Source organism: Hyphomicrobium sp. (assembly GCF_036833075.1).
Taxonomy (GTDB): domain Bacteria; phylum Pseudomonadota; class Alphaproteobacteria; order Rhizobiales; family Hyphomicrobiaceae; genus Hyphomicrobium_C.
The window spans coordinates 1-12014 of record NZ_DAITQL010000011.1 but is presented as its reverse complement, the minus strand read 5'-3'; the positions used below and the strand labels follow the sequence as shown (position 1 = coordinate 12014).

General features: G+C 67.9%; 15 protein-coding genes. 7 read left to right on the top strand and 8 right to left on the bottom strand.

Features of this window, described 5'->3' with window-relative positions; all coding sequences use genetic code 11:
- Positions 1 to 93: 93 nt before the first annotated feature.
- Both V7082_RS05270 and V7082_RS05265 read left to right on the top strand, forming a co-directional pair.
- A complete protein-coding gene (locus V7082_RS05270; protein WP_334146574.1) occupies positions 94 to 738 on the top strand; it encodes a PRC-barrel domain-containing protein in 645 nt (214 codons plus the stop codon).
- 137 nt (positions 739 to 875) lie between these two features.
- Positions 876 to 2039 (top strand): cation diffusion facilitator family transporter, encoded by a 1164-nt coding sequence (locus V7082_RS05265; RefSeq protein ID WP_334146573.1) that lies wholly within the window; start codon positions 876 to 878, stop codon positions 2037 to 2039.
- Positions 2040 to 2082: 43 nt separating this feature from the next.
- Here V7082_RS05265 and V7082_RS05260 read toward each other — a convergent pair whose 3' ends face one another.
- Positions 2083 to 2598, bottom strand: coding sequence for a single-stranded DNA-binding protein (locus tag V7082_RS05260; RefSeq protein WP_334146572.1), 516 nt, complete (start codon positions 2596 to 2598; stop codon positions 2083 to 2085).
- 390 nt (positions 2599 to 2988) lie between these two features.
- The gene (locus V7082_RS05255; protein ID WP_334146571.1) at positions 2989 to 5040 is read right to left on the bottom strand and encodes a pentapeptide repeat-containing protein; all 2052 of its coding nucleotides are present in this window, start codon (positions 5038 to 5040) and stop codon (positions 2989 to 2991) included.
- Positions 5041 to 5395: 355 nt separating this feature from the next.
- Between V7082_RS05255 and V7082_RS05250 the strand changes: the two genes are divergently transcribed.
- Together V7082_RS05250 and V7082_RS05245 are read left to right on the top strand one after the other, a co-directional pair.
- Positions 5396 to 5755, top strand: a complete 360-nt coding sequence (locus V7082_RS05250) for a YkgJ family cysteine cluster protein (RefSeq protein ID WP_334146570.1) — start codon at positions 5396 to 5398, stop codon at positions 5753 to 5755.
- 172 nt (positions 5756 to 5927) lie between these two features.
- Positions 5928 to 6437: a hypothetical protein gene (locus tag V7082_RS05245; protein ID WP_334146569.1), complete on the top strand. Its 510-nt coding sequence runs from the start codon at positions 5928 to 5930 to the stop codon at positions 6435 to 6437.
- A 174-nt stretch (positions 6438 to 6611) separates the two neighbouring features.
- Here V7082_RS05245 and V7082_RS05240 read toward each other — a convergent pair whose 3' ends face one another.
- The 4 genes from V7082_RS05240 to V7082_RS05225 all read right to left on the bottom strand — a co-directional run bounded on the left by V7082_RS05240 (position 6612) and on the right by V7082_RS05225 (position 9383).
- On the bottom strand, positions 6612 to 7025 hold the full coding sequence (locus V7082_RS05240) for a hypothetical protein (protein ID WP_334146568.1): 414 nt from the start codon (positions 7023 to 7025) through the stop codon (positions 6612 to 6614).
- Between the two features lie 78 nt (positions 7026 to 7103).
- Positions 7104 to 8228: a pyridoxal phosphate-dependent aminotransferase gene (locus tag V7082_RS05235; RefSeq protein ID WP_334146567.1), complete on the bottom strand. Its 1125-nt coding sequence runs from the start codon at positions 8226 to 8228 to the stop codon at positions 7104 to 7106.
- A gap of 123 nt (positions 8229 to 8351) precedes the next feature.
- Entirely contained in the window at positions 8352 to 8786 is a 435-nt protein-coding gene (locus V7082_RS05230) for a DUF1489 family protein (protein WP_334146566.1), read from the bottom strand.
- Positions 8787 to 8801: 15 nt separating this feature from the next.
- Complete coding sequence (locus V7082_RS05225) at positions 8802 to 9383, bottom strand: hypothetical protein (RefSeq protein ID WP_334146565.1); 582 nt, start codon at positions 9381 to 9383, stop codon at positions 8802 to 8804.
- 113 nt (positions 9384 to 9496) lie between these two features.
- Here V7082_RS05225 and V7082_RS05220 point away from each other — a divergent pair, with 113 nt between their 5' ends.
- Positions 9497 to 9967: a hypothetical protein gene (locus tag V7082_RS05220; protein ID WP_334146564.1), complete on the top strand. Its 471-nt coding sequence runs from the start codon at positions 9497 to 9499 to the stop codon at positions 9965 to 9967.
- Between the two features lie 32 nt (positions 9968 to 9999).
- On the opposite strand, the gene V7082_RS05215 is transcribed toward V7082_RS05220, so the two are convergent.
- Both V7082_RS05215 and V7082_RS05210 read right to left on the bottom strand, forming a co-directional pair.
- Positions 10000 to 10803: a YdcF family protein gene (locus V7082_RS05215; RefSeq protein ID WP_334146563.1), complete on the bottom strand. Its 804-nt coding sequence runs from the start codon at positions 10801 to 10803 to the stop codon at positions 10000 to 10002.
- 30 nt (positions 10804 to 10833) lie between these two features.
- Positions 10834 to 11130, bottom strand: coding sequence for an SH3 domain-containing protein (locus tag V7082_RS05210; protein ID WP_334146562.1), 297 nt, complete (start codon positions 11128 to 11130; stop codon positions 10834 to 10836).
- Positions 11131 to 11315: 185 nt separating this feature from the next.
- On the opposite strand from V7082_RS05210, the gene V7082_RS05205 reads away from it, so the two are divergent.
- Positions 11316 to 11804 (top strand): methyltransferase family protein, encoded by a 489-nt coding sequence (locus V7082_RS05205; RefSeq protein ID WP_334146561.1) that lies wholly within the window; start codon positions 11316 to 11318, stop codon positions 11802 to 11804.
- A 13-nt stretch (positions 11805 to 11817) separates the two neighbouring features.
- Positions 11818 to 12014, top strand: a 197-nt coding sequence (locus tag V7082_RS05200) for a DUF4287 domain-containing protein (protein ID WP_334146560.1), incomplete at its 3' end; no start/stop codon positions are given.

The window sequence follows — 12014 nt, the reverse complement described above, 5'->3', positions numbered from 1 at the left end:
CCGCCCTTGGCTCATCATGTTTCGCTGCTTGAAAGAGGCCGCGCCGACCCTCACGTTCAGCGCGGATCATCGCCTCCTTAGGAACCGAACCACATGAAACGCCTTTCGCTTCTCGCCGCCCTCATGCTCGCCACGGCCCCCGTCGGAGCGGCGTGGGCCGACACGACCTTCATTCCCGCCCAGTCCGACACCGAATACCTGGCCAAGGACCACCTGATCGGGGCCAAGGTCCACGGCAAGGAGGGCACCATCGTCGCCGACATCGAGGACCTGATCGTCAACGACCAGAACCAGGTCGTGGGCGTCGTCATGGGCACCGGCGGCTACTTCGGCTGGGCCGAAAAGAAGATCGGCGTCGCCCTCTCCTCCCTCCAGTTCGACGAGAAGGACGGCAAGCTCGTGGTGTCGCTTCCCGACTTGACCAAGGACACCATCGACACCGCGCCCGAGTTCGTGCGCAAGAAACCGGCGAAATCGCTTTTCGAGCGCACCCGGGAGAAGGTCGACGAGTTCTCGGACAAGTCGAAGCCGAAGATCGACGAGGCCAAGAAAAAGGCACAGGAGGCGCTCGACGCTGCGAAGGAGGCGGCAGGCCCCGCCCTCGATAAGGCAAAGGAGGCCGTCTCCGGCGCCATCGATTCGGCGAAGGAAGCCGTCGGCGGCTCGTCCACCGAGCCGGCGCCCGCCCCCGCACCCGACGCGCCGCCCGCAACCGAGCCCGCTCCGGCCAATCCGTAAGCGAAGCGGCGATCATCCCGACGGTCGCCATCGAACGAGGCCCCGCCGCAGCAACCCTGCGGCGGGGTTTTTCTTTCTGCGGTTCGGAAAGTCGCGTAGATACGGGACCTCATCTAGGGATCTGGCGGGAGCAGGGCGTGGCAGCGGGCGGTTCGACAAGCGTCGTCGTGGTGGCGCTGGCTGCGAATCTCAGCCTCGCCGCCGCGAAGTTCGTCGCCGCTGCCTGGACCGGCTCCTCCGCCATGCTGTCCGAGGCGGTGCACTCGCTCGTCGACGCGGGCCACCGGGCGCTGGTCCTGCTCGGCCTCCGCCGTGCCGGGCAGCCGGCGGACGCCGTCCGTCCCTTCGGCTACGCCAGGGAGCTCCACTTCTGGGGCTTCGCCGCAGCCGTGCTGCTGTACTCGCTCGGCGCCGGCGTCGCCCTCTACGCGGGCGTCCAGAAGCTGATCGATCCGCGTCCCGTCACCGATCATTTCGTCAACTACGCCGTGCTCGCGGTCGCATTCGCGCTCGAAACCATGGCGGCGGCGAAGGCCATCGGCACGTTCAAACGGCGGCACGGCGTGGCTCCTGCCCTCGCCACCCTACGCGCCTCGCAGGACCCCGCCCTCTTCACCGTACTGGTCGAGACCGTCGCCGCGCTGGCCGGCATCCTCATCGCCGCCGCCGGCATCGCGCTCTCGGACCTCACGGGCTCGTCGACGCCGGACGCCTACGCCGCGATCCTGATCGGTCTTCTGCTCGGCGCCGTCGCTGCCTTCATGAGCGTCGAGATTCGCAGCCTGATCGTCGGCGAGGCGGCGGCCCCGAGCGTGCGCCGAGACATCCAGGAGGCCATCGTCGCGGAGATGGGGCCCGGCCGGCCGATCCGCGCCGTCAACGAGATCCGCACCATGCAACTCGGGCCGTCGGACATCCTGGTCGCCGCGAGCGTCGATTTCGACGACGCGGTGACGGCCGCGGCCATCGAGGCCGCCGTCGCGCGCATCGAGGCGACCATCCACACGCACACGCCGGCCGTGCGCCACATTTTCATCGAGGGGCAATCGGCGCGCGATCACGCCCGCGCCGAGGACGTGCTGGCAGGCCGCCCGCCGAGGATAGCCCCGGCGCCCCCTACACCCGAGCCGGCCCACGTGCCGACACCCGACGCTGCATCGGTTGAGGAGACCCCGGCCTCGCCGCTGGTCACAAACACGCCGGTGCCGCCGCCCGAACCGACCGAGCCGCCGCGCACGCCGCCCCCGGCTCTACGATCGAGCCGCAAAGGCCGCAAGCGCGCCAAACACAAGCACCGCTGATAGCACGCGCGACCTGCCGGTCACCCTGCCTACTGCCGACTACTTAGAACGGGATCTCGTCGTCGAAGGGCTTGTCGAGGCCACCGCCGCCCTTGGAGCCGCCGCCACCGCTGCGCGGAGCCCGCTTCGGCTCGCCGCCGCCGAACCCGCCGCTATCGCTCTCGTAATCGGACTGCCCGCCTTCTCCGAGCCCGCCGCCCGCGCCAGACCGGCCGTCGAGCATCGTGAGCTGACCGTTGAACCCCTGCAGCACGACCTCGGTCGAGTAGCGATCCTGACCCTGCTGGTCCTGCCACTTGCGGGTCTGGAGCTGCCCCTCGACGTAGACCTTCGAGCCTTTGCGCAGATACTGCTCTGCGACCTTGCACAGGTTCTCGTTGAAGATCACGACCGAATGCCACTCGGTCTTCTCGCGGCGCTCGCCGCTGTTGCGGTCCTTCCACGACTCGCTCGTGGCAATGCGCAGGTTGGCGATTGGACGCCCGTCCTGCGTGCGGCGGATCTCGGGATCGCGCCCGAGGTTTCCGACCAGGATCACCTTGTTGACCGATCCGGCCATGTCTTCACTCCCTGTCTGGTATTCGCGCCCTGTCTGGCATCCGCGTCTGGCCCCTGCGCCCGTGTCCGCGCCTGTCCGGCGTCCGCACGTCGGCTGGCGACAGGCCCGACGGCCGTGGCGATGGAGATCTGCCCGGCGCGGCTCCGCCGGCCGGGCGACTCAAGTTGCAGCACCCTACCCGCATCGGCCCCCGGACGCGAACGGGGCCGGTGCCCAGCGCCATCGTTGTCCCAAGCTTTCTCAAAATTCCGGCGCATCTGCACCGGCTTGGCCAGCGTGGCTCATACGTCTCACGGACATGCAAACCTCTCGACACGGCTGCAGGCGCACGTAATGTTCGTGTTATGTTCTACAGCCATACAGCAACGCAAGCAAGCGCGAACGACGAGGCTACCCGCCCCGCGCGATGTCGGCCGCCACAGAGAGATCCTTGAGCACTTTCGGCGCGATCGTCCCAGACGCCGGACACGATCGATCGACGAGCCGATCGTAGACAGCCACGAGATCGCCCTGGAACTCCGGCCGCTGCGCGCGTCGCGCAAGCCCCGTCGCCACCGACCCGTTGCTCCACCGCGGACGGCACGACTGGCGCACGAGATAGTCGGTAAGCCGCGACTTGTAGAGGTCCGGGGAGGTCTGCGCGCCGGCCACGGCGAGGTCGCGCCAGGCCGCGTCGTCCGCCGATCCTTCCCAGGCCGCACTTTCGGAAGCCTCGATTAGCGGCGCGATCGCTTCCCCCACGCGCGCCCTCGTGCGGCGGCCGGGGATGCGCGCGACCGCGGCCTTGAGATCGCCGGCGTCGGCTTCGGTCATGGCAACGATGCGGAGGCCGCTGAGATCGGCGACCGCGTCCGGATCCGGAAGCGGCGCAACCGTCCGCCAGACCTTTGCGTCCCTGAGGTCGGCGCCGGCCACGCTGGCCCCGCCGAGCGCCGCGCCCCGCAGCGATGCGCGATAGAGCGAAGCCCCGTCGAGCTTGGCATCGCTGAGGTTGGCCGCGTCGAGCTGCGCATGGGCCAGCACGGCACCCGTGAGATCGGCGTTCGAGAGGTCCGCCCCCGTGAGCGCCGCGCCCGTCAGATCGGCGCCCTCCAGGTTGGCGACGATGAAGTTCGCGCCCTGCGCCGCGACGCCGCCCGTGAGATCGGCCTTGTCGAGGCGCGCGGACGCGAAGTTGGCGCCGTAGAGCAGAGCGTAGCTGAGATCGGCGTCTTCGAGCCTGGCCTCGTCGAGCCTGGCTCCGCGCAGGTCCGTGCCCGTGAGGCGCGCCCCGTCGAGGCGTGCGCGCGTGAACCGCGCACGCCGCGCCGTCGTGCAATTGAGCGCGTCGCGATCGTCCGTCAGGACAAGCTGCGTGATGTCCGAGCACTGCAACGAGGCGCCGCGCAGGTCCGCACCGACAAACGAGGCCCCGCGCAAATCGCTGCCCGTGAAGTCCGCCTGATGCAGATCCGAACGGTCGAGCGTCGCGAACCGCAAATCCCGGTCGCGCAGGCTGATCGAAGTTTCGCCGGGCGTCAGGTCCTTGTCCGGCACGAGATCGGCATCGACCACCTCGAGGTTGCGCTTGAAGAGTCCGAGCAGCGATCCGTCCGAGCCGAACGTCAGGAACGGAACCGCAAAGCCGGAAACGAAGCGCGGCTGCCCGGTCTCGTCATCGTTGTCGAACCCGAGCGCGCGTTGCGTGAAGCGGTCGGCCATCTCGCCGGGAATGGTCGCGACGAAGAACGAAGCCACCCACACGGCCAGGAGCACGAGAACGGTGGCGAGGAAACTCCCCGGATACGCCGACGTGGCACGCAGGAACGCCTGCCTGAAGCTCGTCTCGGCGCGTATGAGGAAGAGCCCGATGGATACCAGCATGGCGATGTCGACGAGGAGCGCCAAGCGATGCGTCCACGTGATGCGCACATCGTGATAGGGCAGGAACACGACCTGGATGTAGATGAGCAGGAACACCGGCAGCACGACGAGCGTCAGCCAGCTCATGCCGTACAGGAGCACGCTCATCACGCGGCTGCGGGAGGGCCCGGCGATCGCCTGCACGAAGAAGAAGGTATTGAGCTCGAGGCGGAGCGGATGCGTGCGCTTGTCGGTCGCCTCGAGCAGCCGGATGGCATGGTCGAACTCGAGCGTCTCGCGCGCGAGCAGCGCAAGCTGCGACACGACGCCCACGTGCAGCAGCACGAGCACGATGGGCGCGAAGCGGAAGAACTGCGCAAGCGGGATGTCGACCTGGAGGATCGGCAGCGAGACCGGCGTCTCGAGCAGCAGGTCCTTGTGCGTGACCCCCGCCACCGCAATGACGAAATAGGCCATGATGGCGAGGAAGATGAGCCAGCTCGTATGCGCCGTGTCGCTCGAACGGTTGACGGCTTCGAGCAGACTATACGGGTTGACGGGCGTTTCCCCCTCGGGCGCGCCACGGGCCAATTCCGTCATTTCGGGATCCCTCGACACGATCAGAGCGCCCTGACATGCGCCGACATTAAAGGAGAAAGTGTGTCGCGCGGAGAGGCGCGGGGGCGTATCTCACCGCACCCGCCCTTTGTCCGCGCCCTGCCTCGCCCAGGGCCTTGTCGCACGTCGCCCCTATCCTTGACCAAAGCACAGGCTTTGGCATTGCCCCCGGCGGCAATGGAAGCTAACAGAAGCCGAGGGAGACGCGCGGACGGCGGGATTGCCGACGGACCGCGCGCGAGCCTCTCCGCACCACGGCGGACACCGCTGCGAGCCACACCGCGGCGCCGCCGCGAGCTCAGGCTCTGAGCCATATCCTCGAGACGGGTTTGCCTGCGTGTACGATTGCAAGAAGTGTCCCGGTTACTGCTGCTCCTATCCGCTGATCGCCCTCGACAAGCGCGACGTCGAGCGCCTCGCCCGCCATCACGGCATGGCGTTCGAGGAGGCGCGGCGCGCCTTCACGCGGGAGGCCCACGGCCGCAAATACGCCATGAAACGCAAGCGTGACCGCCACTTCGGCGCCATCTGCCGCTTCTTCGATACCGAGAAGCGCTGCTGCACGATCTACAAGGCGCGCCCCGCCGTCTGCCGCTCGTTCCCCGGCAAGGGCCGGTGCGGCTACTACGACTTCCTGTCGTTCGAGCGGCGAGCGCAGGAGGATCCGGAGTGGGTCGCCGTCACCACGCATCGGTGATCTGGGAAAAATAAGGCAAATCAGCTACATAAATTGTATATCTAAGTTGCAAACGCAGTAATTTTAAGTAAATTATTAAGCATACATTATTTATGCTGATTGCCATGTACCCCACACGTGGCGAGGCGCGTCGCGAGCCGCAGCCATGATCCGAGACTCGAGGGAGACGACCATGAGCCTGATGACGCGCGCCATCGCCGCCTGCGCCCTGCTGTCCGTGGCGGCCATTCCGGTGGCCGCCCTGACCGTCCACAACACGTCGTCCGACGAGGTGTCGATCGGCGTCGATACCGGCACCGAGGAGGCCGTTTACAAGATCCCGGCCGGCGGCTCAGTCGAGGTAACACAGGATTGCACTGCCGACTGCGCGGTCACCGGCCCGTGGGGCTATTCGCGCCTCGTCGCACAGAACGCCACCATCGAGACGGACGGCAGCTCGCTCGTGACCGCCGGTCTCCCTGCCCCGGCTCAGGCCGCCAAGACCCAGGGCCTCGTCCCGCAAAACCCCGCCGGCGAGACCGCCGACGCTGCAGAGCCGGTCAAGCCGGCAGCCGCGCCCGCCGCACGGCCCGAGCGGGCCAAGCGCACGTCCCGGCCGCGCCGCCCGGCTCAGCGGCAGGCGAACAAGAAGACTCCTTCCGCCGGCTCGTTCCAGTTGTTGTTCGAAGGGCCCGGCAAATAAGTCGGCCCAAAGGGAGCGTGCCCGAAAAGGTGCGCGCTCCCTGAAGCCGCTCAACCGAGGCGGAGCCCAATCCTGCTCCCCCGCGCGACCTTTTCCGCGTCACGGCCATGGAAGTGCCGCGCTGCGCAGGGAGAGGCGAAGACATGCCTCGCATGGACAGGATGAAAGGGCCGGCTACCGCGAAAGCCGGATGACCGCCGAGCCCTTGCTGCTGGTCAGTCGCACGACCTGGCTCTGCCCGCTGACCGAGATCTGGATCTTACCCGAGGTGTCGAACTCGGGATTGTAGAACGTGCCCCGGTAGGAGCCGCCCCGTCCGCGCACGAACGCCGTTTGGGAGACAGTGCCCGATTGCGTGGCGCACGTTGCACTGACGTCGTAGGCACGTACGCCGCTGGGGCTGAACCGCGCGCGGCAGCGGGCCTGCTCCTTCGCACCCGAGCTGAACGTCACCGTTCCGCCACCCTTCCACGATCCGGCCAGATCCGTATCGGCGGCAGCCGGCGTCAGCGTGAGGGCGGCCAAGAGACCGGCCAATCCTGAAGAGAGAAGCATGCTACGTGTGGCTTTCTGCATCGGTCTCCCCATTTCCTCTCCTCGCACACCGGCCTCGGCCGGCAGTTCCCTAGGTATACGGCCGAATTCATGCGCCGGACCGAGGCCGGCTCAACTATTTCTGTGCACCTTCTCCCGGGCCGCCGGGAGCGCCTCCGATAGAACGCTTTCGAAGATCGCAAGATCCTCATCGCGCCCACAGGAAACCCGGATGCACCGGTCGAGTGGCGCCACGCCCGGCTTGCGGGCGAACACGTCCCGCGCCAGAAGCTCGTCCAGCACGGCGCGCGCAAAGGCGCTGTCCGCACCGCAGTCGATGGTCACGAAATTGGCCGCCGACGGAAGCGGCGCAAGCCCGTGGCGCCGGGCGATGTCGGCGATCCTGTCGCGCGCGCGGCCAATCCTGCCGACCACTTGCGTTAGATAGGGTTGGTCGTTGAGCGCCGCCAGGGCCCCGATCTGTCCGGCGCGGTTGATCCCGTAATGGTTCCGCACCTTGTCGAACACGGCGATCAGATCCGCCTCCCCCATGGCGTACCCGATCCGCGCGCCCGCGAGCCCGTAGGCTTTGGAGAATGTCCTGAGCCGCAGCACCTGCGGGTTGGACACGTCGACCGGCGGGACGGCGCCGGGCGGCGCGGTATCGCAATAGGCTTCATCGAGCAGCAGCAGCACGCCGCCAGGAAGCGCAGCAATCAGACGGGCGATGTCGCCGGCCTCCCACCACGAGCCCATCGGGTTGTCGGGATTGGAAACGTAGAGGATCGATGCGCCATGCCGTCGCGCCGCCTCCGCCAGGGCCTCGAGGTCCTCCCGGTCGCCGCGGTAGGGGACCTTGACCAGCGTCGCGCCTTGGGCCGCAACGTGGAAATTGAAGGTCGGGTACGCCCCGTCCGACGTGACGACGACGGATCCGGGCTCGGCGGCCGCTCGCACCGCAAGCCCCAGGAGCCCGTCGATCCCTTCGCCGATCACCACGTTGTCCGCCCCGATGCCGTGATGGCGCGCCAGCGCCGCGCGCAGATCATGGCTTTCGGGGTCCGCATACATCCAGCTTTCCGCCGCTGCCCCGGCCATCGCGCGGACCGCCGCCGGGCTCGGCCCGAACAGGCTCTCGTTGGCGCCGAGCCGGGCCTTGAACGGCCGCCCGCGTGCTCGTTCCTGCGCCTCCGGCCCGACGAACGGGACGAGCTTCGGAAGCTCGCGAATGATGCGCGTGAGAGGGGGCCGTGTCATGGATCGGGGTACCTCCGGATCGTGGTCGCACCGGGCTCCTGTCAGCCCGAGGTTGATGAGTCTCACCGGAACCCCGGGCGCGCACCGATTCCCTCGGAACCCGACGCGCCCTGAATGCCGCGCCTAAATCAAGCCGAGCTCGATCAGCGCGCGGCGCATTTCGGGTGGCAGGTCGGTGAAATCCCCGCCTGCCTTGCCGAGATCCTCCGGCGCATCGTCTTCGGTAAGATAGCGCCAACCCTGGAACGCGCGCCGCGGAACGGGACGCACGGGCACGAGCGTCCGGTCGAGCAGGATCAGGCAGCAGGGCGAGCCGTCCTCCTTCGTGCCCTCCTCGAAGCCGAGAAGCTTCTGGCGCACCTGCATGACCCCCTTGATCACCCAGTAGAGCGAGCCGCCCTCGAGCTCCGCCTGGCGCTTCGGCGTCTGCAGCGTGGCGTGATAGATGCGCGCCGCCTCGCCCCGCGCCGTCCGCGCGCGGAAGCGCTCCTCCTGCCATTGGGCAAGATCCTCGATCGAGGTGGCTCCGACGCAGAGTTTGACGATGTGCAATTTCATGCGAGGGCACGCGCCTCACTCATCCGTGCAGAAGCCCGTATACTGGCCGAACACGGGGCTTCCGAGAACGCCGCCGTGACGCGAATGCACGGCCGGATAGCGTCCGCTCGCTGCGTCCTTGTCGTAGACCGTCGTGAGGTTGAGGAATCCCTCGTTGACCGCCTCGATAAAGTGGTTGGCGTTGATGGCGCGCACGACGCTGAGCTTTCCGGGCTTGGCGTCGGGCGCCGCCTTGATCGTCGCCGTCTGCGTTTCGAGATCGATGTCGGCGATGCCGAAGCTCAGCGGGGTGGACGGCTTGGACTGGAACTTGCCCGCATCGTAGGTCCACGCTGCACCCTCCTCGAACGAGCAGGACAGGTTCTTCGGAGCCTCTTCCGCGCCGGCCGGCAAGACGGCGACGCCGAGGACCAGGGCCGCTCCAACCAGCGGGGCGGCGGCGCGCCCCCAACCATCGCGGAGAACCGAGCCAAGCTTCATGCGCGCCTCTTTCCACAGGGTCGCCGCCGGAAGGGCCGCACCCGACATCAGGAGAGACGAGGCGTAGCCCGCCGGACGGATCGGGGTCAACTGGAGCGGCTTTGTCGTCCACGCCACGCCGTCGGAAAAAACTTCGTAACGCCGCCTTTTTGCCGGACCGGGTCCGAAATGTCGCCACCCAGCGGGTGAACCTTTATAGACTACGGCCACACAACGATATCCGGCCCTGAATGATACGCCCATCGAGAGCTCTCGGCCTGGCCGTCGCAACGGCGCTGCTCGGCGCCTGCGCCTCGCAGACCGCCAGCATCGCACCGCCGACGTCCTCGGTCACACCTGCCGCGGAGACCGTGGCGCGACTCCCGTCCGCCGGCGGCTACACGCTGAGCCCCGAGGAGCAGGCCCTCGATTGCCGCAAGCTCACGGGGCGCATGGCCGTGCGCATCGTGCAGATCCGCGACTTCCAGACACGCACGCAGGCGACGAGCCTGTCACGCAATCTTCAGGTTGCGGCCAAGCCGGTCTACGGCGGCTCCGGAGAAGGCAGCGACCCTTACGCGCGCTATGCCCGCGACCGCGCCCAGCTCGAAGCCTACAACCAGCGCCTGGCCGAGAAGAACTGCCCCAACTTCGACCTGGAGGCCGAGCTGGCCCCCGGCGCCAAGGACCCGCCGCACACGCGCCCGCTCAAGAAATCCTGACGTGCCGGAGCGAACGCTGTGAGGTCACGAGTCTAGGGCGCGGGAAAGAGCGCGTCGGTCCTGCCGAGCGCGCGATAGGCGAGCAACCCGACCCACTCGTTGACGCCAAGGTCGAGCCGCATGAGTCCCTGCGGAATGCGCTCGAAGAGCCGCAGCGCGTCCTCGGGCCCGCGGGTGCGATAGTCGACCGGATAGGCGATCACGTCGAACCCGGCCTTGCGGAAGAGCCCCATCGCACGCGGCATATGATAGGCGCTCGTCACCAGATACCAGCGTTCGCCCGCCCGGGGCGCGACGAGATCGCGCGTGAAGATCGCGTTCTCGAATGTCGTGCGCGAGCGGCCCTCCAGGATCAGCCGCTCGCGCGCGACGCCCGCCTCCGCCAGAAAATCGGCAACCGGCCCGGTCGCTTCGACGCCGGGAGCCAGGAGCGTGCCGGCGCCGCCGGTGAAAACTACTCTGGCCTCGGGGTGGCGTAGCGCGAGCCGCAAGCCTTCGCTCACCCGCTCCGCCGCCTCGTTGAGGCCGAGCCCGCCGCGCCCCGATGAGACCCATCCGTCCTCGAAACCGCCGAGCAGGATGATCCCGTCGACACGCTCCGAGGCGGCCGGCGGCGCCACGGAGGCGAAGCGCTGCTCGAGCGGCAGGACCAGGAGGTTGCCGACGGACGTGAGCCCGCCCACGGTCAAGACCAGCACGCCGCCCCAGGCGAGCCCGCGTCCGAGCCGGCTCGCCCGCCCGCCGCGCATCATCACGAGACCCGCGACGATCGCGAGAATGGCGAGCGACGACGGCTGCACGAGGAGCGCCAGGATCTTGGCGAGCGTGAACGGCATCCCTATAGGCTCAAGGCGCGCGCAACGCGGTTACGGACACGCGATCTTCCGCATGTTCGCCTTGTCCGCGTAGCCTTCGAGCGACCCCTTTCGAACCGCGCACCAGAAGCCGCGCGGCGTGCAGATGAGCTTGCGCTGCTCGAGGATGTCGCCACGGTTGACGACGCCGATCACCTCGGCCGAGCTGTACGGACGGTCGCGGATGTTGAGATGGCTTGCGGTGACCTTGAAGCAGCCGTAGCTGGCGGCCTGCACCTCGCCCGGAGCTCCGGCCCCGACGGCGAGCGCAGCGGCGACGGCAAGCGCGAACATGGACTTGGTCGTCATGATGTTTCCCCTCCTGATGCACCGGACCGCAGATAGCGCGCCCGGCCTGAACTGCCGATGAACCGCTGATCCCCGCGCACTCGTAATGCCGCTTACGGATAAAAGTATGGCTTTGCCGCACACGAATTTGCCTGGCGGACCCGAGCCCGTTATCACCGGTCGCGAACCCTTGCCGAGATCGAGCCATGACCAGCGCCTCTGAACCCGGTCCCCTCGCCCCGCCCGCTGCACGCCCGTGGCCGCCCATCCTGCTGGCCGCCATCGTCGCGGCCGCTGTCGCCGCAAGCTATCTGGCCCCGCTCTCCTGGCCCGGCCAGGACGACCCGATGGCCCATGTCGCAGGGCTGAGCCTCGGAGCTGCAGGACTAGTGCTCATGGCCTGGGCGGCCTGGACGCTCAAGCGCCACGGCACCACCATCCGGCCCGACGCGGCGGCCGACGTGCTGGTCACAGATGGCCCGTACCGCTTCCGCCGCAACCCGATCTACCTCGCTCACGCCCTGATCCTGCTCGGCCTTGCCGAGATCACGCACAACATCTGGTTCGTCATCCTCGCCGCGGCCTATATCCCCCTCGTCACCTGGCTTGCCGTCCTGCCGGAGGAGCGCCACCTCGAGGCACGCTTCGGCGACGCCTATCGCGGCTACAAGGCGCAGACACGCCGATGGATCTGACGAGGGAGCGGCCGTGAGCATCGACTACGGCGAGCGGGAACGCCAGTTCCTCGAGACGTTGAAGAGCGATACCGGCCGCGCGCTCGACGAGTGGATGACCGCCATCGCCGCCGAGGGCCTGACGCAGAGGAACGACATCATCGACTGGCTGCGCCGCGAGGGCTTCATGTTCTCGAAGGCATCCTGGATCGAGCGCATCCACAACAACGG